General features: G+C 68.5%; 14 protein-coding genes and 1 pseudogene. 10 read left to right on the plus strand and 5 right to left on the minus strand.

Features of this window, described 5'->3' with window-relative positions; translation table 11 throughout:
- Positions 1 to 5 precede the first annotated feature (5 nt).
- The 4 genes and pseudogenes from istB to OG335_RS29060 all read right to left on the minus strand — a co-directional run bounded on the left by istB (position 6) and on the right by OG335_RS29060 (position 3,220).
- On the minus strand, positions 6 to 776 hold the full coding sequence (gene istB, locus OG335_RS29045) for an IS21-like element helper ATPase IstB (protein ID WP_405014095.1): 771 nt from the start codon (positions 774 to 776) through the stop codon (positions 6 to 8).
- A pseudogene (gene istA, locus OG335_RS29050) lies at positions 773 to 2,011 on the minus strand (IS21 family transposase); the annotation flags it as partial. The gene istB and the pseudogene istA, both read right to left, overlap by 4 nt.
- Positions 2,012 to 2,024: 13 nt before the next feature.
- Complete coding sequence (locus OG335_RS29055; protein WP_405014096.1) at positions 2,025 to 2,915, minus strand: IS3 family transposase; 891 nt, start codon at positions 2,913 to 2,915, stop codon at positions 2,025 to 2,027.
- Positions 2,912 to 3,220, minus strand: a complete 309-nt coding sequence (locus tag OG335_RS29060) for a transposase (protein ID WP_405014097.1) — start codon at positions 3,218 to 3,220, stop codon at positions 2,912 to 2,914. The genes OG335_RS29055 and OG335_RS29060 overlap by 4 nt, the downstream gene beginning before the upstream one ends.
- 325 nt (positions 3,221 to 3,545) lie before the next feature.
- Here OG335_RS29060 and OG335_RS29065 point away from each other — a divergent pair, with 325 nt between their 5' ends.
- On the plus strand, positions 3,546 to 5,195 hold the full coding sequence (locus OG335_RS29065) for an ISL3 family transposase (RefSeq protein WP_405014098.1): 1,650 nt from the start codon (positions 3,546 to 3,548) through the stop codon (positions 5,193 to 5,195).
- Positions 5,196 to 5,304: 109 nt separating this feature from the next.
- Here OG335_RS29065 and OG335_RS29070 read toward each other — a convergent pair whose 3' ends face one another.
- Positions 5,305 to 6,102: a hypothetical protein gene (locus OG335_RS29070; RefSeq protein ID WP_405014099.1), complete on the minus strand. Its 798-nt coding sequence runs from the start codon at positions 6,100 to 6,102 to the stop codon at positions 5,305 to 5,307.
- A gap of 363 nt (positions 6,103 to 6,465) precedes the next feature.
- Between OG335_RS29070 and OG335_RS29075 the strand changes: the two genes are divergently transcribed.
- The 9 genes from OG335_RS29075 to OG335_RS29115 all read left to right on the plus strand — a co-directional run bounded on the left by OG335_RS29075 (position 6,466) and on the right by OG335_RS29115 (position 26,661).
- Positions 6,466 to 12,810: a protein kinase domain-containing protein gene (locus OG335_RS29075; RefSeq protein WP_405014100.1), complete on the plus strand. Its 6,345-nt coding sequence runs from the start codon at positions 6,466 to 6,468 to the stop codon at positions 12,808 to 12,810.
- Positions 12,811 to 12,871: 61 nt separating this feature from the next.
- Positions 12,872 to 15,775: a DEAD/DEAH box helicase gene (locus OG335_RS29080; RefSeq protein WP_405014101.1), complete on the plus strand. Its 2,904-nt coding sequence runs from the start codon at positions 12,872 to 12,874 to the stop codon at positions 15,773 to 15,775.
- Positions 15,775 to 19,794: an Eco57I restriction-modification methylase domain-containing protein gene (locus OG335_RS29085; RefSeq protein WP_405014102.1), complete on the plus strand. Its 4,020-nt coding sequence runs from the start codon at positions 15,775 to 15,777 to the stop codon at positions 19,792 to 19,794. Before OG335_RS29080 ends, OG335_RS29085 begins: the two co-directional genes overlap by 1 nt.
- A gap of 2 nt (positions 19,795 to 19,796) precedes the next feature.
- A complete protein-coding gene (locus OG335_RS29090; protein WP_405014103.1) occupies positions 19,797 to 21,950 on the plus strand; it encodes an AAA family ATPase in 2,154 nt (717 codons plus the stop codon).
- Positions 21,947 to 23,167: an McrC family protein gene (locus OG335_RS29095; protein WP_405014104.1), complete on the plus strand. Its 1,221-nt coding sequence runs from the start codon at positions 21,947 to 21,949 to the stop codon at positions 23,165 to 23,167. The genes OG335_RS29090 and OG335_RS29095 overlap by 4 nt, the downstream gene beginning before the upstream one ends.
- Positions 23,168 to 23,223: 56 nt before the next feature.
- Entirely contained in the window at positions 23,224 to 24,069 is an 846-nt protein-coding gene (locus OG335_RS29100) for a DUF429 domain-containing protein (RefSeq protein ID WP_405014105.1), read from the plus strand.
- Positions 24,070 to 24,366: 297 nt separating this feature from the next.
- Positions 24,367 to 25,044, plus strand: a complete 678-nt coding sequence (locus tag OG335_RS29105; RefSeq protein ID WP_405014106.1) for a hypothetical protein — start codon at positions 24,367 to 24,369, stop codon at positions 25,042 to 25,044.
- 421 nt (positions 25,045 to 25,465) lie between these two features.
- On the plus strand, positions 25,466 to 25,774 hold the full coding sequence (locus OG335_RS29110; RefSeq protein ID WP_405014097.1) for a transposase: 309 nt from the start codon (positions 25,466 to 25,468) through the stop codon (positions 25,772 to 25,774).
- Entirely contained in the window at positions 25,771 to 26,661 is an 891-nt protein-coding gene (locus tag OG335_RS29115; protein WP_405014096.1) for an IS3 family transposase, read from the plus strand. The genes OG335_RS29110 and OG335_RS29115 overlap by 4 nt, the downstream gene beginning before the upstream one ends.
- Positions 26,662 to 26,732 lie beyond the last annotated feature (71 nt).

Genomic DNA, 26,732 nt, shown 5'->3' on the forward strand with positions numbered 1-26,732 from the left:
GCCTGTCAGGCCACTTCGGTGTCTCGTTCGATGGCCTTGAGGCGGTTCTTCAGGCGGTAGCTGGGGCCGTTGATGGAGATAACGTCGCAGTGGTGGAGGAGCCGGTCGAGGATGGCGGTGGCGAGGACTTCGTCGCCGAAGACCTGGCCCCACTCGCTGAAGGTCTTGTTCGAGGTCAGGATGATCGAGCCCTTTTCGTAGCGCTTGGAGATCACCTGGAAGACCAGGTTCGCCTCGGCGCGCTCCAGGGGCTGGTAGCCGACCTCGTCGACCACGAGGACGGCGGGCCGCAGATAGGTGCCGAGCTTGCTGGCCAGGCGACCGGCTGTCTCCGCGGCCTTCAGGTTGCGGACCATGTCGTCGAGGCTGGTGAAGTAGATCGAGTAGCCGGCCCGGCAGGCCGCGACCGCGAGCCCGACGGCGATGTGTGTTTTCCCGACCCCGGGCGGCCCGAGCAGGGCGGCGTTGGCCTTGGCCTCGACGAACGAGAGAGTGGCGAGGTCCTTGACCTTGCGCGGGTCGAGCTCGGACTGGAAGGAGAAGTCGTACTCGTCCAGCGTCTTGTGGTGCGGCAGCCTGGACAGCCGCAGCCCCTGGCGGAAGCGCCGGTCGTCACGGACGGCGAGTTCCTCGGACAGGACCAGGTCGAGGAAGTCGAGGTAGCCCATCTTCGCCTCGTCCGCCCGCCGGGTGAACTCGTTGATGGTCTCCGCCAGGTGGGGCAGGCCAAGCTTGGCGGCCGTGGTCCGAATGCGGTTGCCGGTCAGCTGGCTCAAGAGGATTCCTTCGTCGCTCGGTCGGTGGTGAAGGGGCGGGTGCCGGTCAACTCGTCGTAGACCGACAACGGACGCCGGCCGACCTCGATACGTGTGATCGCGGTCCGGTTCAGCAGGGCCTGCAGCGGCCCGGCCTCCAGGCCCGCAGGCCGATCGCGGCGGGACTGAACAGGGACATCACCCGTGGTGGTCCGGCGTCCCTTGCCGGTGGGCAGGCCGTCCCAGTGCGTCTCCTCGACCACGCGGACTCCGCGGCCCACCGCCCTGGCGTGCATGGCCAGCAGCGTCTCGCCATCGGCGCGGGGGACGGTCGAGTGCAGCATGATCTGTGACTTCGTGGCCCTGATCTCGATCAGCTGGCGTGGGCGGACCTTGCGGGCCGGCACCGAGTAGAGGTTGCCGCCGAAGGCGACCAGGCAGTCCTTGCCGACCGGCCGCAGATGCCGCTCGGCCACCAGATACGGCGTGGGCGGCAGCGGCTTGAGGGTCGCGTGGTCACGGGCCGCCCTCTCGCCGATGACCTCCTGGTGCGTCTTGTGGACCTGAGCGCGCCGCACGGGCACCCAGGCGGCGAACGCGGCGTCCATCTCCTCGACGGAGGAGAACGCCCGGCCGGACAGCACGTGGTCGCGGACGATCAGCACCTGACGTTCGACCCGGCCCTTACCGGTGGGGCGGTAGGCAGCCAGGACGTCGATGTCGAAGTCGTAGTGACCGGCGAAGCCGACCGCCTCCGGATGGAGCGGGACCGCCTCTCCCGGGGCGACGTGCCGACGGACGACGGTCTTCGTGCGGTCGTAGACGATCGTCATCGGCACCCCGCCGAAGTGCGCAAAGGCCCGGCGGTGGCAGTCGAAGAACGTCTGCAGGTCCTGGCTGGTGGTGAAGCAGCAGAACGGGTCGCGCGAGTACGACAGCGTCATGTGGAAGGAGTAGACCTTGTCGGTGCCCATGTGAGCGAGGATCTTGCCCTCGTCACCCCAGTCGACCTGGGCCTGAGCGCCCGGGATCACCTCGAACCGGCGATGCATCCCCGCCAGTTCCTTGGGCGTGATCCCGAGCTCGTCGGCGATCCGCGGGCGTGCCTCCTGCACGTAGAGCTTGACGCGCTGGTAGTTCCCGGTGAACCCGTACTCCGTGGCCAGCCGCTCGTGGATCACCGCGGCCTTCATCAGGATCTCCGCCCGCAGCATCGAGTCGACCAGCGGAGCGAACTGAAGTTCCACCCTGCGGTTGGACACCGATCTTCTACGCCGCGAGGGTATGACCTTGCTGGTGTCGCTGCCGGATCTCGAGTGGCGTGAGGTAGCCCCACTCCGGGTGCCTGCGTAGGCGCCTGCGGTTGTAGAAGGTCTCGATGAACTCGAAGACCTCCGCGCGGGCACTGGCGCGGTCAGGCCAGACCCGGGTGCCGATCTCCTCCTTCAGTACGGCGAAGAAGCTCTCGGCAGCGGCGTTATCGTAACAGGAGCCGACTCGCCCCATCGACTGCCTCATCTTCAACTTGCCTATTTCGGCTCGGAATTCAGTCGACGTGTATTCGCTGCCGCGGTCCGAGTGAAAGATGCAGCTGCGCTCGAGGCCGCCGCGTCCGGCCGCCATCCGCAGTGCGGCCACCGGCAGCTCGGCGCGGTGGTGGTCGGCCATCGCGTAGCCGACCACCTCGCGGGTGGCCAGGTCGATCGCGGTGGCCAGGTAGAGCCAGCCCTCCTCGGTCGGCAGGCAGGTCATGTCGCCGACCAGCCGCACTCCAGGGCGGGGCGCGGTGAAGTCGCGCCCGATCAGGTCCGGAACATGCACCGGCTTGCGGGCCTGACGAGTCAGGTTGCGGCGCCGGCGGCGGGTGACGCCCGCGATCCCACGCTCGCGCATGATCCTCTCCACCCTCTTCCGGTTGACGAGTCGGCCCTGGCGGCGCAGTTCCGCATGCACGCGCGGCACCCCGTAGGAGCCCCTGGAGGCGAGGTGGATCACGGTGATCTCGGCGGCGAGCAGGTCCTCGGCCCGCATGCGGGCGCGGCGGTCCTGCTCGCCGGCCCGCCAGGCATAGAAGGAGGAGCGGGCGATCCCCAGTACTCGGCAGATCCGCTTGACGCCCCAGGCGCCGTGGTGGTCATCAACGAAACGGAAGCGGATCACCGTATCGTCTCGGTCGCGAAATAGGCGGCCGCTTTGCGCAGGATCTCGATCGTCTTCTGCTGCTCGACCGTCTGCCGCCGCAGGCGGGTGAGCTCCTCGCGCTCGGCACTCGTCAGCTCGCCCGGTCGGCCCTCACCCCGGTCGGTCTTGTCCTGCTTCACCCAGCCCCGCAGCCCCTCCGGACTGACCCCGAGCTCCCGGGCGATCTCGGTGACGTTCCGATGCGGCGAGGACCGGACGAGCGCGACCGCGTCCCGCTTGAACTCCGCCGTGTAGCGCTTACTCATGTTGCTCTTGGTTCCCACCTGGCACTGCTTCCTCTGGGCTCACACGTCCCAGTGTCCAGGTGTCCAACCGCAGGGTGGAACTTCAATCTCCGACAGACCCATCGCCCCGGACTCGAACAGACCACGGAAGCGCCGCAGCTCCAACCAGCGATGCGGATCCAGAACCACCGTCAGCCGCCCTCCGCCACTCTCCTCACCGACCAAGCAGCAGAGTGCCGGGCAACGGTCCCCGACGCATCAAGAAGTGGCCACGTTCATCCGTACGTGGCTGGGGACGTTCAGGGCTCTGGCAAGATTTTCGTAGCCGGAGATCATCCCGGGGCGGCGGTCGGTTGGTTTGCCGGTGGGCAACCTCTGGCTGTGTTCTGTTGAACTGGCCGCACTGTTACCGCACTTGGCCAATGTGGTAGTTGTCTCGGTTGAGGTTTCCGATGCTGTCGTGGTGGTTCACGCCCGCACACGGTCCGGCGTTCCAGCAGCGTGTACGGGATGCGGCGAGCTGAGCGAGTGGTGCCACAGCCGCTATGTTCGGCACCTCGCCGATGCCGCGATCGGCGGTCGGTCGGCCCGGATCGGCTTGAGCGTACGCCGCCTGTACTGCGAGAACCCGGCCTGCCCGAAGGTGACCTTCGCCGAGCAGGTGCCGGGGCTGGCCGTGCGCTACCAGCGGCGCACCCCGCTGCTGCAGCACCTGGTCGAGGCCGTCGGCGTGGTGCTGGCCGGCCGGGGCGGGGCCCGGATGCTGCGTGTTCTGAACGTCGCACTCTCGCGGTCCACCATGCTCGCCCAGCTGATGCGGGTGCCGCTGCCGCAGTTGGTCACACCCCAGGTGCTGGGCGTGGACGACTTCGCGCTCTACGGCGACACCTACGGCACCCTCCTGGTCGACGCCACCACGCGTCTCCCACTGACGCTCTGGGAGGGCCGGGACGCCGAACAGCTGAGCCGATGGCTGCGCGGGCATCCCGGTGTCGAGGTCGTCTGCCGCGACGGATCGCTCACCTACCGGCAGGGGATCGCCGACGGTGCCCCCGACGCGGTCCAGGTCAGTGACCGCTTCCATCTCTGGCAGGGCCTGTCCCGGCGCGTCCAGGACATCGCTGCCGCCCACCGCGGCTGCCTGCCCGCCGCGCTCCCGGCCCCCGATCCTGCCGGGCCGGAGCACGCCGAGGCGGTGGACGCCGATTCCGGGCCGGTGGACACCCCGGCCGGCCGTCACGCACGGCGGCTGTTCGAAGCCGTACACGCACTGACCGATGCAGGCCGTCCCTACGCCGCTGCAGCCCGTGAGCTCGGGCTGGACCGCCGCACGGTACGCAAGTACGCCCGGGCCCGCACCTGGCACGAGGTCATGCGCCGCGCTCCCCGTCGCCCGTCCACCCTGGACCCCTACCTCGACTACCTGCAACAACGCTGGGACGAAGGCGAACACAGCGCAAAGATCCTCCACCAGGAACTCGTCGTCAAGGGCTACCTGGGGCACTACCAGCGCGTGAAGATGGCCCTCGCACCACTCAGGCGTGGCCTGCCGCTGGACGAGCCCCGTGAACGCCCGCCCTCTCCCCGCGAAGCCGCACGCTGGATCATCACCGCCCCCGGCCGGCACGGCCCGCAAACCGCTGAGCGTCTTCGCCGGCTGCTCGGACACTGCCCGGAACTCCGGCGCACCCACGGTCTGGTCCGCGAGTTCGCCGCCATGCTCGACAGCCGCGATGCCACACCACTACCGGACTGGCTCGGACGACTCACCGACAGCGGACTTGCGCCCCTCGCCGGCATCGCCACCGCCCTGCGCGAAGACCAACACGCAGTCGTCCAGGGAATCACCACGCCATACAACTCCGGAGTCAACGAGGGCCGGATCACCGACGTGAAGCTTCAGAAGCGCATCATGGGAGGCCGTGCCGGCATCCCACTCCTCCGCCACCGAGTCGTACTGATCGCCCATCTACGTCGCCGATACGCAGACCGACCCACTGCCGCCCCAGGATGATCTCCGGCTACGAAAATCTTGCCAGAGCCACGTTCAGGTGTACGCCGACAGCCCTGGCGCAGCCGAGGCAGGAACGGCAGCTTCCCGGCCGCGCCCCAGGAGAAGCGGGTCACTTGGGTGCACTGGGCGCGGGAGAGTACAGCAGCATCGCTGGCTGCGAAGGCCGGAAGAGCACGGAGGCGACGTTCACCAGCCGCCGGTAGGCGATGTAGTGCTGCGTGGGCCTGACCTCCACCTCACCCAAGGCGGTGAACTCCTCGTCCAGCTCGTCGTACAGGGCCCTCAGGCAGTCGGGTACGTCGACGATGGTCTTGGCCGACTCCGGCACGACGGGCTCCGTGGCAACACCCGCCTCGTTCGGGCGGGCCTGACGTCTCGTGCGGACAGAGGGGGAGGAGCCAGGCGCCGACTCGACCAGCAGCAGGCTCAGCAGCCCGCCCTCGAAGACGCGGTAGCGAACGAGGTCAATCCGCCTGTCCAGCTCGCGCACCGCGATTCGGTCGTGGTGGGAGAAGTCCGCCGCGATACAGACCACCCGCGGGGCTCCCCAGTCGATCCCCTCGGCAGCCTCGGAGCCCAGCCGCTCCTTGACCAGCGCCTCGAACTCGTGGGGGCTGCTCTTGAGCCAGTGCAGATACGAGATCGCCTGGGACACGACTCCGTGGTCGCTGCCCTTCTTGTACTCGATCACGACTGGTGTGTTGTTCTCGTCGAGCCCCAGAGAGTCGATCCGCCCTCGGTGCAACGGCCCGGTCGGATACTCGGACGCCACGAACCGGATGCCGAGCATCGCCTCCATCCCCGCCTCGACCCGCCGCTGAAGCTCCACCTCCAGCGCCACCGTCGAGCCCCGCAGCTCGACGTCCTGACCATTGGAATCCAGCCGGAACAGCAATAGGTCGGCCACCAGCGTCCCCCTCCCGCGATCGTTTCGGGAGGACCAATCGAAAACGGCCGAGTCGTATTCCGGATGACGCACCCCACTGAGAGGGCTACTTCCGCACTGGACAGCAAACGCCTCCCATCCTGGGGCGCCTCAACCACCGAGGATGGCGGCAGTGGGGTTTCAGACCGTGGCTTCAGATGGGCGCAGGCCCCTCGTAGTCGGTATACACACGCAGGTCGAAGGCGTTCGGGCTGTTCACGTGCTCTGGCCACTCGCTCCATGGGATGATCGCCTTGTGTCATCCGTCTCGGAAGGATTGGGATGGCGCCGTTGGGGGGGCAGCGCTTGCGCCCAGTGGTGCCTCAGCGCGCGGGAGGAGTCTGAGTGGAGCTTGACCGCGTGGCCGGGCGGTTCCGCGTGGGCAGTCTCCTTGGGCGGGGCAACATGGGCGAGGTTTACCTCGCCGTGGACGAGGCATCGCCGGAGGGCAACCCCGATCGTCAGGTCGCTGTCAAGATCATTCGTCGGACGCGAACTGGTGCGGTCGTGTCCGTCCCTGAGGCTGCCAAGGTCGCCGCGCGATTCGCGCGCGAGGTACGGATCATGCGGCGCCTGGATGATCCGCATCTGCCGCGGGTGATCGACGGCGGGCTGGATGCCAGCAACGGTGGTCTCCCCTACCTCGTCATGGAGTATCTGGACGGGCGGCCGCTTTCGTGGCTGCTGGGCGACGGTCGCGGGTATCTGCCTGTGGCGTGGGCTGCGGCGATCGGCGTGCAGATCGCCGCTGGGCTGCAGGCCGCCCATCTGGCCGGGGTGGTGCACCGGGACCTCAAGCCAGGCAACGTGATGATCCTGCGCGGTGGGCTGATCAAGGTCCTCGATTTCGGTATGGGCCTGATCGTTGACGACGCCGAGGCGGCCCGGCTGACCAGTACCGACGCCACGGTCGGGACAGCGATGTATATGGCTCCGGAGCAGGCGTTGGGCCGCCCGGTGACGGCGTCCACCGACCTCTACGCCCTGGGCTGCGTGCTGTACGAGCTGCTGACCGGCACTGCGCCGTTCACCGGTGGGTCCGGCTTCGAGCTGATGCGCAAGCACGTGGACCAGCAGCCCGCGCCCGTGCGGACGCTGCGTGGCGCGGTGCCGATCGGGCTGGAGGTACTGCTCGGCCGCCTGCTGGCAAAGAACCCGCAGGCCAGGCCAGCGGGTGCGGAGGAGGTCCGGCTCGCGCTGCTCCCCTTTGCGGCGGCGGCGTCCGACGGTCCGGTCCCGCCGGACCTGGCGGGTTGCGACCCCACGGCGCCGTTGCATGCGGACGCGGAGGCCCAGGCAGTGGCAGGCGGGGGTGCCGACATGCCGCCGGGGGCAAGGGAGTTGTCAGTGCGCGGGTCTACGGTCGAGGACGCAGTGACCCCATCCGAATCGAGTGAACGAGGGCAGCGCGCAGCGATGGACGTGTTTAGGGTTCACCAGCGGTTGATCGCGGACTACCGGGCGTTCACCGAGGGTGGCACGGTGATCCGGGATCCGCGGATCGAGGCGTTCGTGGAGGCGGATCTCGACGCGAAGTCGCAGTGGCCCGACCCGTGGCTGTCGTTGAACCCGTCGTTCGCTTCCGGCGGTACGGTCGGTGACCTGGTGCGCGAGGGGGTGCTGCACCCGGAGTGCGAGCAAATCTTCCAGACGGACAAGACCGAGAACGGTCAGGTGTGTGACGGCGTTCCGTTGACGTTGCGCCGGCACCAGCGTGAGGCGATCGACGCGGCCCGCACGGGAAAGTCGTACGTGCTGACCACGGGCACGGGCTCGGGCAAGTCGCTGGCCTACATCGTGCCGATCGTGGACCGGGTGCTGCGGGCGCGTGAGAGCGATCCGGCTAAGCGGGTGCGGGCGATCATCGTCTATCCGATGAATGCCCTGGCGAACAGTCAGCTCCACGAGCTGGGCAAGTTCCTGCGGGACGGCTACGGCGAGTGCCGTGAGCCGGTCACGTTCGCCCGCTACACGGGTCAGGAGACGCAGGAGCAGCGGGAGGCGATCCGTAACAACCCTCCGGACATCCTGTTGACGAACTACGTGATGCTGGAACTGATGCTGACGCGCCCGGACGACCGGCGGTCGCTGATCCGGATGGCGCGGGGGCTGGAGTTTCTGGTCTTCGACGAGCTGCACACCTACCGGGGCCGGCAGGGCGCGGACGTGGCGATGCTGATCCGCCGGGTGCGCGACGCCTGTGAGGCACCGTCAGTACAGTGCGTGGGTACGTCGGCGACGATGGCGAGCGAGGAGGTCGCGGCCGATCCCCGGGCAGTGGTCGCAGAGGTGGCGTCCGAGCTGTTCGGTACCGCCGTGGCACCCGAGCGCGTGATCGGCGAGACGCTGGAGCGGGCGACGGAGGAGGTGCCGGGTCTGGTGCCGGCGACCCGGATCAAGGCCCCGGCCGCGCCGCGCGACTACGGGGACCTGGTACGCGACCCGCTGGCGTCGTGGATCGAGTCGACGGTGGGGTTGCGCCGGGACGAGTCGACCGGTCGCCTGCTCCGGCAGCGTCCGCGCACCCTGGAGCAGGTGGCCAAGCAGCTCGCGGCGGAGAGCGGTGTGGACGCCGACGAGTGCGCGGTGGCGATCCAGCGGACGCTGGAGGGCGGTGCGCAGGCCCGCGACCCGCGGAACGGGCAGCCGCTGTTCGCGTTCCGGCTGCACCAGTTCCTGTCCAAGGGCGACACGGTCCACGTCACGTTGGAGGACGAGAGCAGCCGGCACCTGACCCGCGACTATCAGCGCGAGCAGCCGGGCTCGGGCGGCAAGATCCTGCTGCCGCTGGCGTTCTGCCGTGAGTGCGGTCAGGAGTACCTGACGGTGTGGCGGACCGAGCGCGGCGGCGACTTCGTCTACCAGCCGCGTCGCGACACCACCGCGACCGGTGGGCGGGCCACCGACGGCTACCTGTACGTCTCCGCCGATCTGCCGTGGCCGCACGATCCGCAGCAGGCGGTGGCCGAGCGCCGCCTGCCGGACTCGTGGCTGGAGATCGACGACCACGGCCAGGAGGTGGTGCGGGCGACGCTGCGCGACAAGCTGCCGCGCCCGGTGACCGTGGATGTGTACGGAACGGAGGGACAGGGTGGGCTGGAGGCCGCGTACCTGCCCTCGCCGTTCCGGTTCTGTCTGCGCTGCGGTGTCTCCTACGAGCAGACTCGCGGGCGGGACTTCGCCAAGCTGGCCACCCTGGATCAGGAGGGCCGCTCCTCGGCCACCTCGCTGATCTCCGCATCGATTCTGCGCGCGCTGCGGGAGATTCCCGCCGAGGCGTTGTCGGCGAAGGCCCGCAAGCTGCTGACCTTCGTGGACAACCGGCAGGACGCGTCTCTTCAGGCCGGCCACTTCAACGACTTCGTGCAGGTCACGTTGCTGCGCGGGGCGCTCTTCCAGGCGGTCGCCGCGGCGGGGGAGGAGGGGCTTCGGCACGAGGACCTCGCGGCCCGGGTGGTCGAATCGCTGGGACTGTCCGCGCACGACTACGCCAAGGACCCGGGCCAGGCCCCGAGCCTGGCACGGCGGGCCGCCGCCGCGCTGCGCGACGTGGTCGCGTTCCGGCTGTACCTGGATCTGGAGCGCGGCTGGCGGGTCACCATGCCCAACCTGGAGCAGACCGGCCTGCTGAAGATCGACTACGAGGATCTGGACTGGCTGGCGGCCGAGGAGGCGAGGTGGTCCTCCTGTCACGTGGCGCTGCGCGATGCCGAGCCGGGCAAGCGGGCGGAGATCATGCGGGCGCTGCTGGACGAGCTGAGGCGGGGTCTGGCGATCGACGTGGAGTGCTTCGGCGAGCAGGAGTTCGAGTCGCTGCGGCTCGGCAGCGAGCAGCGGCTGATCGACGCCTGGGTGCTGGGTAAGCACGACCGGCCGGAGGCGGGAATCGCCTACCCGTTCCCGTCGCGGCCGGGTTCGCAGCGCGCGAACCTGCACGTCTCGGGGCGGGGCAAGGTCGGCCGGTATCTGCGGCGCACCGGCCAGTTCCCCAGCCACCCGCACCCGATCGGTGTGGACGAAGCCCAGCAGCTGATCGCCGAGCTACTGGAGGTACTTACCGGCGCCGGGTTGATGACCAAGATCATGCCGCCGGCGGTGGAGGACCGGTTCCGTCGGGGTGGCCGCGGTGACCGCCCGCATCGCCGTACCGAGACGCGGCCCGGCTACCGCATCCCCGCCGCGGCGCTGGTATGGCGGGCGGGTGACGGGATGACCGGTGCGCTGGACCCGTTCTCGCGTACCTACAGTGCGGAGGACGCGCCGCGGGTGAACCCGTTCTTCCGTCACCTGTACCGGGACACCGCGAGCGGCCTGGCCGGGCTGTCCGCGCGCGAGCACACCGCGCAGGTGCCGTCTGAGGTGCGCCAGCAGCGTGAGAAGGCGTTCCGTGACGCGGACCTGAAGATGCTGTACTGCTCGCCCACAATGGAACTCGGAGTGGACATCTCCGACCTGAACGCGGTCTCGATGCGCAACGTCCCGCCGACCCCGGCGAACTACGCGCAGCGCTCCGGCCGGGCCGGGCGTTCGGGCCAGCCGGCCCTGGTCACGACGTACTGCGCCACCGGTAACAGCCACGACCAGTACTACTTCCGCCGCTCGGACCGGATGGTCGCGGGCTCGGTCGCGCCGCCGCGCCTGGACCTCGGTAACGAGGACCTGATCCGGTCTCACGTGCACGCCATCTGGCTGGCCGAGACCGGCATGAAGCTGGGCAGCGCGATGGGCGACATCATCGACATCGACGTCCCCGACGAGACGGTGCGCCGCCCGGATCCGGCGCTGCGCCTGCACGACCACGTCCAGGCCGCCATCGCCGACCAGGACGCGCGCCACCGTGCTTCGTTCCGCGCGCATGCGCTGCTGGACAGCTTGGACGAGGAGCTGTCCGGCACGTCGTGGTGGGAGCCGGACTGGATTGAGCGGACGGTCCGTCAGGCCCCGGACTTCTTCGAGAAGTCCTGCGAGCGGTGGCGCGAGCTGTATCGGGTGGCGCTGGTGGACCAGGCCGAGCAGAACCGCCGCCGCCTGGACTCCCGGCTCACCCAGCGTGCCCGCGACGCCGCCGCGCGACGCCGTCGGGAGGCGGAGACGCAGCTGTCGTTGCTGACCAACGAGGGACCGGACGGCAACTCGATGCTGTCGGACTTCAACCCGTACCGGTACCTGGCCAGTGAGGGCTTCCTGCCCGGCTACTCGTTCCCCCGGCTGCCGTTGGCCGCGTACATCTCCGGCTCGGGCCGCTACAGCGAGGGCGACTACCTGCAGCGTCCGCGTTTCCTGGCGATCCGTGAGTTCGGGCCGGGTGCGCTGATCTACCACGAGGGCGCCCGCTACCAGGTCACCCGTATCCAGCTGCCGCCGGACGGCTCGGGCGATCTGGTGACCAGCACCGCCCGCCGTTGCCCGCAGTGCGGCTACCACCACGACGCCAATGCCGGCGCGGAACGCTGCCAGATGTGTGACGAGCCCCTGGGTGAGCCCACTTACGGCCTGCTGGAGCTGCATACCGTCTACACCACCCCGCGCGAGCGGATCTCCTCCGACGAGGAGGAGCGCCGCCGCGCCGGCTTCAAACTCGTCACCTCCTACCGCTTCCATGACCACGGCGCCCGTTCGGGCCGGATGGACGCCGCCGTCATCGACCAGGCCGGACAGCCGCTCGCCCGGCTGGCTTACGGCGACTCGGCGACCGTGCGGATCACCAACACCGGGCGCACTCGCGCCAAGGAGGACGAGCCGCTGGGCTTCTGGCTGGATCCGGTCGAGGGCCGCTGGCTGACGGAAAAGCAGGCCCAGGAGGCGTCCGGCGACTCCACCGAGATGCTCGCGCTGGAGGACGCCGAGCAGCGTCGCAAGATCCGCGTCCTGCCCTACGTCCAGGACCGCCGCAACATCCTCGTCATCCAGCTCAACGAACCGGTCGAGAAGCCGGTCGCACTGTCGCTGATGTACGCACTGGAGCGCGGCATCGAAGCGGTGTTCCAGCTGGAGGACTCTGAGCTCAGCAGCGAACTGCTGCCCCCGGCCGAGGGTCTGCGCGACCGCATCCTGCTCGCCGAGTCGGCCGAGGGCGGGGCCGGCGTGCTGCGCCGCCTGCAGGCCGAGCCGGATGCGCTCGCCCGCGCGGCCCGCGAGGCACTGCGCATCGCGCACTTCGATCAGGACGGCAAGGACAAGGGCGGCATCAGCCTCGAGCGCCCGTGCGCCCGTGGCTGCTACGACTGCCTGCTCACCTACGCCAACCAGCTCGACCACGAGGCCATCGACCGCCACCAGATCACCAGCCTGCTGCTGCGTTTCGCCCACGCGGGGGCGCTGGCCAGCCGGGGTGGTGAGACCCGCAGTGAGCAGCACCGCCGCCTCGACGCCCGCGCCGAGTCCACGCTGGAGTCCGAGTTCATCGACTGGCTCAAGGCGGGCGGCTACCGGCTCCCGGACGAGGCCCAGACGTATGTCGAGGGCGCGCGGGCGCGTCCCGACTACATTTACCGGCTCCCTGGCGTCGATGTCGCCGTGTTCGTCGACGGCCCGGTCCATGATCACGAGGCCATCGCCGCCCGCGACGCCGCCGCCGAAGACCGACTGATCGAACAGGGCTGGGACGTCGTCAGGTTCCCCGCTGGAGCCGACTGGCCCGCCATCGCCGCCCGCAAGCACCGGTACTTCGGCACCGGCACCCCGTCATGACCGCCGCCACGTTGATCTGCACTGCCCGCCCCGCGCACCGAGGACCCCGGAGAGCTGCCCGATGACCATCACGTACTCCGCCGGATCCCTGGTCTCGGCGCGCGGCAGGGAGTGGGTGGTGCTGCCCGACAGCGTCGACGACATGCTGGTGCTGCGCCCGCTTGGCGGCTCCGACGACGACGTCGCCGCCGTCTTCCCCGCGTTCGAGCAGGTCGAGCCCGCCCAGTTCATCCGCCCCAGCGCCGACGACCTCGGCGACGCCCGCGCCGCCGCGCTGCTGCGCACCGCGCTGCGGATCGGTTTCCGCTCCGGCGCCGGCCCCTTCCGCTCGCTGGCGGGCATCGCCGTCGAACCGCGCGCCTACCAGCTCGTCCCGCTGCTGATGGCGCTGCGCCAGGACGTGGTGCGGCTGCTGATCGCGGATGACGTCGGTATCGGCAAGACGGTGGAGGCCGGGCTCATCGCGAGCGAACTGCTCGCCCAGGGCGAGGCCAAGGGCTTGGCCGTGCTCTGCTCCCCGGCGCTCGCCGAACAGTGGCAGGGCGAGCTGCGCACCAAGTTCGGCATCGACGCTGAGCTCGTGCTCTCCTCTACCGTGCCCCGGCTGGAACGCGGTCTGAACCTGGGCCAGTCCCTCTTCGACCGCTACCCCCACGTCATCGTCTCCACCGACTTCATCAAGTCTGCCCGCCACCGGGAGGACTTTCTTCGCCACTGCCCCGACCTGGTCATCGTCGACGAGGCGCACACCTGCGTCGCCGCCGACCCGGCCATGGGCGGCAAGCAGAGCCAGCTGCGCTACGAACTGTTGCGCCGCCTTGCCGAGGACACCGAGCGGCACCTGCTGCTGGTCACCGCCACCCCGCACTCGGGCAAGGTCGCGGCATTCCGCAACCTCCTCGGCCTGCTGCGGCCCGGCCTCGCCGAAACCGACATGGGCAGCGAGGCAGGCCGCGTCGAGCTGGCCCGGTACTTCGTCCAGCGTCGCCGCGCCGACATCCGCCGCTACCTCGACCAGGAAACCGCGTTCCCCTCCGACCGCGATACCGCGGACGAGCCCTACCGCCTCGCCCCCGCCTACCGGGCCTTGCTCGACGATGCCATCGCCTACGCCGGCGAGCATGTCGCCGACGCCACCGGGCGGGGCAAGCGCGAGGCCCGGATCGCCTGGTGGTCCGCCATCGCCCTGCTACGCTCGCTGGTCTCCTCCCCGCGTGCCGCAGCCCAGACCCTGCGCACCCGCTCCGCCTCCGCCCAGGCCGCCACCGCCGAGGAAGCCGACCTGCTCGGGCGCCCGCTCACGCACGACCTCGCCGACGACGAGAACCTGGAGGGCCTAGACGCCGCCCCCGGCGCCGACTCGGGCACCGCCCAGGCCCGCCTGGCCGACCTCGCCGACCGCGCCGAGCAACTGGAAGGCGTGGAGAGCGACCACAAGCTCAAGGTCCTCACCAAGCACCTCAAGGCCCTGCTCAAAGAGGGCCACCACCCCATCGTCTTCTGCCGCTACATCCCCACCGCCGAATACGTCGCCGAACACCTCACCGGCGCCCTCGGCCGCAAGACCGTGGTCCGCGCCGTCACCGGCAGCATCTCCCCGCAGCAGCGCCTCGCCCGAATCGAGGAAATCGCCGACGCCACCGCCGACGACCCCGCCGCCCGCCGCGTCCTGGTCGCCACCGACTGCCTCTCCGAAGGCGTCAACCTCCAGCACCACTTCGACGCCGTCGTCCACTACGACCTCGCCTGGAACCCCACCCGTCACGACCAGCGCGAAGGCCGCGCCGACCGGTTCGGGCAGCAGCGTGACAAGGTCCGTGTCATCACGCTCTATGGCAGTGACAACGGCATCGACGGCAAGGTCCTGGAGGTGCTTATCAAGAAGCACCGGCAGATCCGCAAGGACCTCGGCATCTCCGTCTCGATCCCCGACGAGACCGCCACCGGGGTCACCGACGCCATCATCGAGTGGCTGCTGATGCGCGACCACGGCACCGGCGATCAACTTCCAATGTTCGAGACCATCGACAAGCAGGCCGAAGCCCTCGAAATCGAGTGGCACTCCACCGCCGAGCGCGAACGGGCCTCCCGCTCCCGGTTCGCCCAGCACGCCATCCACCCCGACGAAGTCGCCCGCGAGCTCGCCTCCGTCCGCGCCGCGCTCGGCGCCTCGGCGGAGGTTCGCGCCTTCGTCCGCGACTCACTGCGCTCACTCGGCGCAGACCTGCGCGGCGGCACTGCCATCAGCGGCGACTTCACCGCCGCCCTGGACGGCGTCCCAGTCGGGCTGCGCGACGCCCTCGCCCCCGCCGTCGGTGGCCTCGCGCTCACCTCCGGCCACCCCGTCCCGTTCCGCAGTACCCCGGCCGTGGCGCGCGGCGAGTCCGCGCTCGTGCGCACCGACCCCGCCGTCGGCGCGCTCGCCGGCTATGTCCTCAACGCCGCCCTCGACCGCGAGATCCCCGAACCCCACCGCCCCGCCCGCCGCTGCGGCGTCGTCCGCACCCACGCCGTCACCACCCGCACCACCCTGCTGCTCGTGCGCTACCGCTTCCACCTCACCCTGCCCTCGCGCAGCGGCGAGAAGCAGCTCGTCGCCGAGGACGCCCGCCTCCTCGCCTTCGAGGGCTCACCCGCCAACGCCACCTGGCTCACCCCCGACCAGGCCACCGCGCTGCTCGACGCCGGCCCGGACGAGAACACCGCCCCCGCCTTCGCCGAATCCACCATCGAGCGCGTCCTGGACGGCCTGCCGGACGTGATGGACGAGCTGGAGCGCCAAGGCGACGCCCTAGCGGCCGAGTTGCGTGACTCCCACACCCGCGTCCGCAAGGAAGCCGACCAGATCCGGCGCGGCCTGAAGGTCATCGCTCAGAAGCCCGCGGACATCCTCGGCGTCTACGTCTACCTGCCCACCACCACCGCGTCGCCCGGCAGCGCCGCCACCACCGGGGGAGCCGCCTGATGTCGTCCACCGCCAAGACCCAGGTCTTCACCGCCGTCCACACCATCGGCGCGCTCATCCCCGCGGACATGCTGCTGCGCATCGCCGAGGGCAAGGACGTCTCCGGCTCCACCCCCGCCGACTACCAGCTCATCGGCGCCCGCTCCGTCCGAGACGAAGCCGAACGCCACTGGGACTACCTCAAGGGCGTCTGGCGCGAACTGCGCACCAAGCTTGCCTACGCACCCGACAACGCCGTCCCGGCCGACCCCACCGGCCACGCCCAGACCCAGTGGCTCGAACCCCTCTTCGCCGAACTCGGCTTCGGTCGCCTCACCCGCCCCGCCGCCGGCATCACCTCCGACGACGGCCTCAAGACCTTCCCCATCAGCCACCGCTGGCAGCACGTTCCCATCCACCTCACCGCCTGGAACACCGACCTCGACAAGCGGCCCGGCGGAGCAGGCACCGTCCCGCCGCAGTCCCTCATCCAGGAATGCCTCAACCGGACCGGCGGCCACCTGTGGGCGGTCCTCTCCAACGGCCGCCAACTCCGCCTGCTGCGCGACTCCACCTCCCTGGCCGGAGCCGCATACGTCGAGTTCGACCTCGAAGCCATCTTCGACGGCGAATTGTTCAGCGAATTCGTGCTGCTCTACCGACTCCTGCACGTCTCCCGCTTCGAGGTCCCCGACGGCGCCGCACCCTCTGCCTCTCGCCTGGAGAAGTGGCGCACCGAAGCCATCGAATCCGGCGTCCGCGCTCTCGAACAGCTCCGCAAGGGCGTCGAGGATGCCATCACTACCCTCGGCACCGGCTTCCTGCGCCACCCCCGCAACGCCGCCCTGCGCGACACCCTCGACACCGACGCCCTCCGAGACGCCCTGCTGCGCCTGGTCTACCGGATGCTGTTCCTCTTCGTCGCCGAGGACCGCGGCGCCCTGCTCCACCCCGACGCCGACGAGACCGCCCAGCGCCGATACCGCGACTACTTCTCCTCCGCCCGCCTGCGCCACCACGCCCAACGGCGCCGCGGTACCGCCCACGGCGACCTGTACCAGGCGCTGCGCGTCGTCCTCGACGGCCTAGGCTCCGAGGACGGGCGCCCGGAACTGGGCCTGCCAGGCCTCGGAGGCATCTTCGACGACACCGAGGCGGATGCGCCGCTGCACTCGTTGGAACTCGCCAACGAGGACCTGCTCACTGCCGTCCGCGCCCTGTCCGTCGTTCGCGACAGTGGCGCCAAGCGGAACCGGTCCGTGGACTACCAGCACCTCGGCGCGGAAGAGCTTGGCTCCGTCTATGAGTCCCTGCTCGAACTCGTCCCGAAGCACGACCCCGCCGGCCCCACATTCGAACTCGTCGAACTCCCCGGCAACGCCCGCAAGACCACCGGCTCCTACTACACGCCGACCTCGTTGATCGACTGCCTCCTCGACTCGGCCCTCGATCCGGTCATCGACGACGCCGTAAAGCGTGGCGAAGCCCGCGCCGCCGCGGCCGACCAGCCTGACCCGCGCGATGCCATCGCCGACGAACTGCTCTCCCTGACTGTCTGTGACCCCGCCTGCGGATCCGGCCACTTCCTCGTTGCCGCCGCCCGCCGCATCGCCAAACACCTCGCCGCCGTACGCGAACAAAACCCCGAACCTACCGTCGACGCCCTCCGGCACGCACTGCGCGAGGTTACTGCCCGCTGCATCTACGGCGTTGACCTCAACCCCATGGCCGTCGAACTCGCCAAGGTCTCCCTATGGATGGAGGCCCTGGAACCCGGCAAGCCGCTCGGCTTCCTCGACGCCCACATCAAGGGCGGAAACGCCCTCATGGGCGCCACTCCGGAACTTCTCGCGGAAGGCATCCCTGACGACGCGTTCAAGCCCATCGAGGGCGACGACAAGAAGTTCGTAGCTGATCTCAAGAAGATCAACGCGAAGGAACGCGCCGGCCAGGACGCCCTTTTCCACCACAGCACCGAGGCCAAGGCCCTCAACACCAGCTTCGCCACTACCCTGCGCCGCATCACCGCCGCGCAGGCGAATACTCTCAGGCAGGTCCGCCTACAGTCCGCCGCCTACCGCACCTGGGAACAGGACCCCGTCTACCTCCACACACGCCATGTCGCCGACGCCTGGTGCGCAGCCTTCGTCTCGCGCAAGACTCCCGATGCCCCACCCCCAGTCACCGACAGCATCTACCGTGGTCTCCAGGACCCCGAGGCGGCAGGCGCCACCGCCGCAACCAATGAGGAGATCGTCCGTCTAAGCGGCCACTATCGGTTCTTCCACTGGCATCTCGAATTCCCAGAGGTATTCGAGGTGCACCCGCCGGCGGATGCTCATGCCAATACGCAGGACAGGCGGACGGGCGGGTTCAGCTGTATTCTCGGGAATCCCCCATGGGACACACTGAGCCCGGACGAGAAGGAGTTCTTCTCGACGTACGACCCCAGCGTCCGTGCAATGAAGAAGGACGAGCGGGAAGCGGCTGTTAGTCAACTTCTTCTGATTCCGACGATCCGCGAGAGTTGGGAGCGATCGCGGAGGGATCTGTACGCGTTGGTTCATTTCCTCAAATCCGGTGGCCGCTATCGCCTGTTCGCCAAGGGAAACCTGGGCAAGGGTGACTTCAACGTCTATCGAATGTTCGTGGAAACGGCATTTGCGCTGGCTGAACCGGGTGGCTCTGTCGCGCAGGTCACCCCGTCGGGCATCTATAACGGTGCGAATGCTCAGGCCATCCGTGAGGAACTCTTCGACCATTGGACCCTGATGCTGATGATGGGACTCATCAACACGGGTGAGGGATGGTTCCGTGGCGCGGACGCGACCATGCGGTTCGCTGCGTACACTGCACGCCGATTTGGAAGAACGACCGAGTTCAGTGCTGCTTTTCAGATCAAGAACCCCAATGATCTGATGGCGGCACTGGACCGCCCTCACCGCCTTTCCGTAGAGGTCGTAAAGAGTCAGTCGCCGGATGCTCTCGCGATCAGCGATACGGCGGGCGGCATCGATGCAGCAGTGACTGATCACCTTTACCTTCAGTGGCCGGCCTTCGCGGCAAGCTCGGACGACTTCCCGAAGCGGGTGTACCAGCGGGAGATCGACATGGGAACGGACCGCGATAGGTATACCGACGATGAGCCCGGCCTGCCGCTGTATGAAGGGCGAATGGTGGCCCAATACGACCACCGAGCCAAGGCGTACGTATCCGGACGAGGCCGTTCGGCGGTTTGGCACAGTCTGGAGTTTGGCGACCAGGAGAAGGCCATCATCCCTCAGTGGGTCGTACCCGAGCGGAAAATCCCCAACAAGGTAATGGGTCGTATTCACCGATTCCGCTTGGGGTTTTGCAATGTGGCGTCCCCCCGCAATGAGCGATCACTGGTCGCTGCGATCATTCCCCCAAATGTGATCTGCGGCGACCCAGTGCCGACCATCCTTTTCGAGGATGGGGCAGAATGGCCTTTCCTCCTGTGGCTGGCTACAGCTAATTCTCTTGTATTGGACTTTTTGGCGCGCAAGAAAATCACGCTTCATGTACAACTGGGTGTTTTGGATAGCCTCCCCTTTCCCCGGCTTCGTCCGGGTCACCCGATTCTCGACCACCTCGCGCCGCTCGTCCTCCGCCTTACTTGCACCAGCCCGGAGATGACTCCATTTTGGAATCGCATGGCCGAGTACGGCTGGACATCGTCGGCACCCGAGGGGCAGGTTCCAGCTGAGGCGCTCCTCGATGACACTGATCGGGCTGAAGTCCGCGCCGAGATCGATGCAATTGTGGCAAAGCTCCTGTTCCGCCTAAGCCGCGCAGAGCTCGAGCACATCGTGTCTACCTTTCCCACGCTTGAGCGCAATGAACAGCGCCTGTACGGGCGATTTCGCACCCGTGAACTCACCCTTCGCGCGTTCGACCGACTTGCCTCAAGCGATCTGAACCCGACGCTAGCCGGGGTTCCCGACCACCCCACGACCTCGGATCGCAGCCTCGGTTCCTCTGCCGCCACCCCAACCGTTGCCACTCTCCCGGAGGCTTGACCATGCCGACGCTCCGTCAGGGGGTGCCGCCCCGCCTTCGCCGGGCGCTGGAGATCCTCGCCGAGCAGCCCGGTGGGCTGCACGTCCAGGAGCTGTGGGCGCGCATCGTCGCCGACCTCCCGCTGGAGGAGCACGAGGCGGTTCCGACCAAGACCGGTCGCCAGACGAAGGGTGAGAACAACTGGCGCTGGTACACCTCCGACGCCGTCCTCGCGGGGCTGATCTGGAAGCAGAAGGGCGTCTGGCGCATCACCAGTTTGGGTCGGCACGCGCTCGCGCAGTCCGACGACCCGGATGACCTTCTGGAGATCACCCGCAGCGCCCTGAACTACGCCGAGAAGCACCGAGCCGGTTACCAGTACGCCACCAAGATCCTGGAGACTGCGGTCCAGCCGGGCCAGTGGGTAGCTCTGGACGACGTGGCCGAGATGGCCGACCTTGATCCGGGCCGGCTCGCGGCCTGGCTGTGCGGCATCAGACCCCTGGGCGGGCAGCGTGTGCTCGGACAGGACGGCAAGCCCCCGCAACGGATCCAACCCCAGCCGGATCAGATCCAGCGCTGGCGCAAGCGTCTCGCCGCCGAGGGCCTCTCGCTGGACGCCACGGGGGCAGCCCCGAGTGCTCAGCGCGTTACTCGGGACCAACTCGGCGCCGCACTGGCCCGTGCCGCCCGCGTCGACGGCGAGCGAAACGCCGTCCGGCGGGGCTGGCTGATCCGCGGTGCGGCGGTCCAGGGCGTGAACGTGGTGCCAAAGTGGCTGGCGGAGGGCTTCTGCTCCCTCGCTGCGTCCCGTCTTCAGTCCCTTCCGCAGGGCTTGACGAAAGATCAGCTGAAGCTGCTCGTTGACGACCGGTACGGTCACCTCTCCTACAACCAGCGCACCGAGCTGGCCGATCAGTTCGCCGTCTTTCTCGACCGCGTCCACCCTGGCGATCTGGTGGCCTCCTTCTCCGCCGGCCACCTCCACCTCGGCACTGTCATCGGCCCGGCCGAGTTCACGGCCTCCCCGGACGGCCGTTCCAACCTCCGCCGCACCGTCGACTGGACAACCCTCGAATTCGACCACGCAGACCTGCCCGAGGAACTTCAGGCGAAGCTCACCAGCCAGCATGATCTGGTCGACCTCACTCAACTTCTCGATACCTTGGAGGAGCTGCTGGACCGTTCCCCCGAGGACGACCCCGAGGTGTCGGGCACCCGCCGGGCCGTTCGAGCGAACCTGCCGGACCCAAGTGCCGAGCTGGCCGATGAGCTGCTGGTGGACCGCCCGTGGCTGCAGGAGGTTCGCGACCTGCTTGACGACAGGCGACAGCTGATCTTCTACGGGCCGCCGGGCACCGGAAAGACGTTCCTCGCCCAAGCAATCGCCGAAGACCTGGCCGGCGACCCGCACGCCGTCAAGCTGGTCCAGTTCCACCCCTCCTACTCCTACGAGGACTTCTTCGAGGGATTCCGCCCGGTCCAGCAGTCGGCTGACGGCGGCAGCGGTGCCGTGGGCTTCGAGCTGCGCCCAGGGCCGTTCCGCAAGCTCGTCGCGCTCGCGGAGGAGAACTCCGAGACGCCGCACTTCCTGATCATCGACGAGATCAACCGTGCCAATCTGGCCAAAGTCTTCGGCGAGCTCTACTTCGTCCTGGAGTACCGCAACCGCACCGTCGACCTGCAGTACTCGGGAGAGTTCACGCTCCCCTCGAACATCTACCTCATCGGCACCATGAACACCGCGGACCGCTCCATCGCCCTCGTCGACGCCGCCATGCGCCGCCGCTTCGCGTTCGTCGCGCTGCACCCGGACGAGGAGCCCACACGCGACCTGCTCCCGCGCTGGCTCGCCCGCGAGGGCCTGGCGCACAGCTCCGACGACGTCCCCGCTCTGCTGCGCGTGCTCAACAGCCGCATAGAGGACAAGGACTTCCGGATCGGCCCCTCCTACCTGATGCGCGAGTCCGTCTACGCCGACGGTGGCCTCGAACGCGCCTGGCGCACAGCGATCCTCCCTCTCCTGGAGGAACACCACTACGGCGACGGCACTGACGTCGCCAAGCGCTACGGTCTCCCCGCGCTCCGCCGGGCCCTCGCCGCCGCCGAGCAGAGTCCGGCGCACAGCGACGACCCCGCAGTGTCCGACGCGGCGCCGGGAGTCGACGCTGAATGACCGAGGCATCCCTGAGCCTCACCGAGTACGGCCCCTGGATGGCAGCCCGACTCGCACCCGCCGTGGGACAGGCCCTGGCCGCCTCCCGGATCGTCGAGGCACGCCCAGACGTGGACGGGCCCGGCGACTCCACCCGCTGGCAGGTCCGGGCGCTGAACTACGTCGGTGCGGTGCGGATCGGCGGTGTGGAGCTGCGGATCACCCCGAAGCTGCCGATCCGTCGGCTGTTCTTCCTGCTCGGCTACGCCGCCGACCCCCGAGGCGTTCAGCGCCCGATCGGTGGGGAGGTGCAGGTCGACCAGGAGCGGGACCTGCTCCCCGCCGTCGCCCACGCCTTCGAACGCCAGGCGGAGCGAGCGGTGCGGCCGGGCCTGCTCCAGGGATACCGGCACACTGAGGAGTCCACCACAGTGGTCCGGGGCCGCATCCGCGAGCACGATCAACTACGCAGACGCTTCGGCCTGACCCTTCCGATCGAGATCGCCTACGACGAGTACACCCCCGACATCGCCGAGAACCAGCTCCTCCACGCCGCGACTTTGCGCCTGCTGCGACTCCCCGGGGTTCACCTCGACGTGCGCAGGCGACTGCTCGCCCTCCGGGCCCGCCTCGCCGACGTCCGGGCACTCACCACAGGGCAGCCGCTTCCGCGCTGGCGACCGTCCCGCTTGAACGACCGCTACCATCCCGCGCTGCGCCTCGCCGAGCTCATCCTCAACAGTGCCTCCGTGGAACACCACGAGGGCACGGTTCGCATCGACGGCTTCCTCTTCGACATGAACAAGGTGTTCGAGGACTTCGTCTGCGTCGCCCTTCGCGAGGCGCTCCGTGAGTGCGGCGGCCGTACCGAACTCCAGGCCGGCGGCATCCACCTCGACGAAGCCGAAACCGTCCGCATCAAGCCGGACTTCGTCTGGTACGACGACTCCGACCGCCCCCTCGCTGTCGTCGACGCCAAGTACAAGGCTGAACGCCCCGAAGGCTTCCCTGACGCCGACCTGTACCAACTCCTCGCCTACTGCACAGCACTGCGCCTGCCCGCCGGCCATCTCATCTACGCCAAGGGCAGCGCCCCGCATGCCGCGCACCACATCCGCAACACGGGCATCCGTATCCACCAGAACGCGCTCGACCTCGATCAACCGCCCGACGCTCTGCTTGCCGACATCTCACGCATCGCCGCTGCGCTCGGTGCAATATCTGACAAGGCGTCATGAATGCGTGTGTATCACTGATCCGTGCACATTCCGCACAGGAGAGAGGGGACTTCTAAATGCAGATGAAGCCCGTGATAGAGCAGGCCGATGATGCGGTGGAGGACGCCGCCATGGTGACGGTGGGTGTCGACCTGGCCGGGCGCACCGGAACCACAGGCGTCTGCCGCGTGACGTGGGGCCGGCGGCCTGCAGTTGAACTGCTTCCCGCGAGGCATGACGACGACCTGTTGGCAGCGATGCGGTCCGCGGACAAGACCGGGCTAGACTCGCCCCTGGGCTGGCCCGTCGCCTTCACCGCCCTGCTCGCCGCACACCGGACCGGCGTCGAGCTGCCTGCGCTCGCTCACCACGCAGCCTGCGCCGACGGTCGACCTGGACTCGGCAACACCTTCACTCACCGGCTGACCGATGACGTGGCGTGGAAGCGCACTGGGGCGGGCAAGCAGCGTCCGCTGTCGGTGTCGGCCGACAAGCTTGGCATCGTCGCAATCCGCGCGGTCGGTCTGCTGGCTCGGCTGGCCGAGGGCGGTCTGGCGGTACCGCGCGACGGCTCGGGGCCCGTTGCCGAGGTATACCCGGCGTTCGCGCTGATCCAGTGGGGACTCGGCCCGGAGGGGACCTACAAGGGCAAGGAAGCCACGGCCGCGCGGGCCCGGATTCTTGCCGGTCTTGAGGCCGGCCTGGACCTGGACCTTTCCGGCCGGGTTCGTGACCGGTGTGTGGCCAGTGACCACGACCTGGACGCCCTAATCTCAGCGGTCGTCGCGCGAGCCGCTGCACGTGGACTGACCGAGGTGCCCGTCACCGACCACGAGCGAGCCATGGCTGCAGTCGAGGGTTGGATGCACCTGCCCCGTCGTGACGTAAGCCTTGCTGCGGTCCGGGGTCAGACCGCGCCCTAAACCCAGGGGTGGGTTCTCCAGGCATGGGCTGTATGGCGGTCCGGAGACAACGCCCGATCACATGGGGGCGTGGCAACGGGCAGGGCGATGGCGATGATGCTGTCGGCATCAACGTCTCCTATCCGTCATGAACATGATCTTCGAGGGTCATTCGCCTGACGCCGTTCTGTCGAGATCGCCCGCGTCGCGCGCTGTGCTCGGTGAACACCTGACGTGGCGTCATGACGTACGGGGCGTGACTGACTACCCGTGTGGAATCGGTACTCGCTTCCTTCGCTTTCGAATCAAGGAGCCGCCGTGATCGTCCTGCCATATGACCTCGACCTGCCGGACCACGACTCGGTGCTCGGCCAGGCGATCCCCTTCGACCGAGCCCGCTGGATTGCCGCGCTGCCGGACGCCGCCTGGTGGCCGACCGAACTCGACTCATGCCCGCTCGTAGGCAAGTGGCCGCGAGTGGACCGCCGAACCGTGTTCAGCATCGCTCGCAAGGTGGACACCGTCGAAGGGCGCCGGCATCTGCTCGTCGCGGCCCTGGTCTGGGGCACGGGCACCAAGGCCCAGTCAGTGCACCGGCGCGCGCAAATCTTCGTCCACTCTCCCGCTGCTGGCATCGACGCGCGACTCGGCGCGGCAATCGAGGCGCTCCGAGAGCGAGGAGTGGCGGAAGCGTACTGGGCCTTCAACAACGACCAGCACATTCCCCACCTGGGGGCAGCGTTCTTCACCAAGGTGCTGTACTTCGCTGGGGATGCGAGTCTTGCCGGGCCGTACCGGCCGGTCATCCTGGACAGTGTCGTCTCGCGAGCTCTCAAAGAGCAGGGAACGGTCGAGGCCGACTGGCCGGAGAACGGCTGGACCACCGACCAGTACAGGCAGTACCTGGCGGGAGTGCACGACTGTGCGCAGAAACGAGGCGTCCTGCCGGACCAGGTCGAGGCAGCGCTGTTCGCCAACGGCAAGCAGTCGTTCTGACGATCGGGTGCCGCAGTGAGCTGCCTCACCGCGGCTTGCTCATCGACCCACAGTTGACGACCTACTTCGTGGGGGTCGGCGGTCGGGTTTCGTTTGGTGCGGCCGGAATTCGGCTCTAATGTCCGTGGTCCGACGGCAGCGCGGAGGATCTCCTTGTTCGCGTCTTGACTGAAGAGCGCCGTCGTCCGGAGACGTTGGGGGAACGATATGGCACGGGTAGCCGAAGTTGGTGGAAATCCTCTGGTGGATCCTGGTGATCACGGCAGGCTTGTTGTGCTGTTGCCGGAAGAGGAGCCACAACTCAATCCAGCAGTGGCGAGGGCGCTGCTGCGGCTCCTGCGGGGCGCGGAGAACTGAAGTTCCACCCTGCGGTTGGACACCTGGACACTGGGACGTGTGAGCCCAGAGGAAGCAGTGCCAGGTGGGAACCAAGAGCAACATGAGTAAGCGCTACACGGCGGAGTTCAAGCGGGACGCGGTCGCGCTCGTCCGGTCCTCGCCGCATCGGAACGTCACCGAGATCGCCCGGGAGCTCGGGGTCAGTCCGGAGGGGCTGCGGGGCTGGGTGAAGCAGGACAAGACCGACCGGGGTGAGGGCCGACCGGGCGAGCTGACGAGTGCCGAGCGCGAGGAGCTCACCCGCCTGCGGCGGCAGACGGTCGAGCAGCAGAAGACGATCGAGATCCTGCGCAAAGCGGCCGCCTATTTCGCGACCGAGACGATACGGTGATCCGCTTCCGTTTCGTTGATGACCACCACGGCGCCTGGGGCGTCAAGCGGATCTGCCGAGTACTGGGGATCGCCCGCTCCTCCTTCTATGCCTGGCGGGCCGGCGAGCAGGACCGCCGCGCCCGCATGCGGGCCGAGGACCTGCTCGCCGCCGAGATCACCGTGATCCACCTCGCCTCCAGGGGCTCCTACGGGGTGCCGCGCGTGCATGCGGAACTGCGCCGCCAGGGCCGACTCGTCAACCGGAAGAGGGTGGAGAGGATCATGCGCGAGCGTGGGATCGCGGGCGTCACCCGCCGCCGGCGCCGCAACCTGACTCGTCAGGCCCGCAAGCCGGTGCATGTTCCGGACCTGATCGGGCGCGACTTCACCGCGCCCCGCCCTGGAGTGCGGCTGGTCGGCGACATGACCTGCCTGCCGACCGAGGAGGGCTGGCTCTACCTGGCCACCGCGATCGACCTGGCCACCCGCGAGGTGGTCGGCTACGCGATGGCCGACCACCACCGCGCCGAGCTGCCGGTGGCCGCACTGCGGATGGCGGCCGGACGCGGCGGCCTCGAGCGCAGCTGCATCTTTCACTCGGACCGCGGCAGCGAATACACGTCGACTGAATTCCGAGCCGAAATAGGCAAGTTGAAGATGAGGCAGTCGATGGGGCGAGTCGGCTCCTGTTACGATAACGCCGCTGCCGAGAGCTTCTTCGCCGTACTGAAGGAGGAGATCGGCACCCGGGTCTGGCCTGACCGCGCCAGTGCCCGCGCGGAGGTCTTCGAGTTCATCGAGACCTTCTACAACCGCAGGCGCCTACGCAGGCACCCGGAGTGGGGCTACCTCACGCCACTCGAGATCCGGCAGCGACACCAGCAAGGTCATACCCTCGCGGCGTAGAAGATCGGTGTCCAACCGCAGGGTGGAACTTCAGCACGACTTCACCCCCGCAGCGTAGAAACCCGCTGTCC

This window comes from Kitasatospora sp. NBC_01539, assembly GCF_045040525.1.
Taxonomy (GTDB): domain Bacteria; phylum Actinomycetota; class Actinomycetes; order Streptomycetales; family Streptomycetaceae; genus Kitasatospora.

Excerpts from the sequence above, each read along its gene's own strand:
- OG335_RS29080 (WP_405014101.1), top strand. The coding sequence starts at position 12,872 with ATGACCATCACGTACTCCGCCGGATCCCTGGTCTCGGCGCGCGGCAGG.
- OG335_RS29085 (WP_405014102.1), top strand. The coding sequence starts at position 15,775 with ATGTCGTCCACCGCCAAGACCCAGGTCTTCACCGCCGTCCACACCATC.
- OG335_RS29090 (WP_405014103.1), top strand. The coding sequence starts at position 19,797 with ATGCCGACGCTCCGTCAGGGGGTGCCGCCCCGCCTTCGCCGGGCGCTG.
- OG335_RS29095 (WP_405014104.1), top strand. The coding sequence starts at position 21,947 with ATGACCGAGGCATCCCTGAGCCTCACCGAGTACGGCCCCTGGATGGCA.
- OG335_RS29100 (WP_405014105.1), top strand. The coding sequence starts at position 23,224 with ATGCAGATGAAGCCCGTGATAGAGCAGGCCGATGATGCGGTGGAGGAC.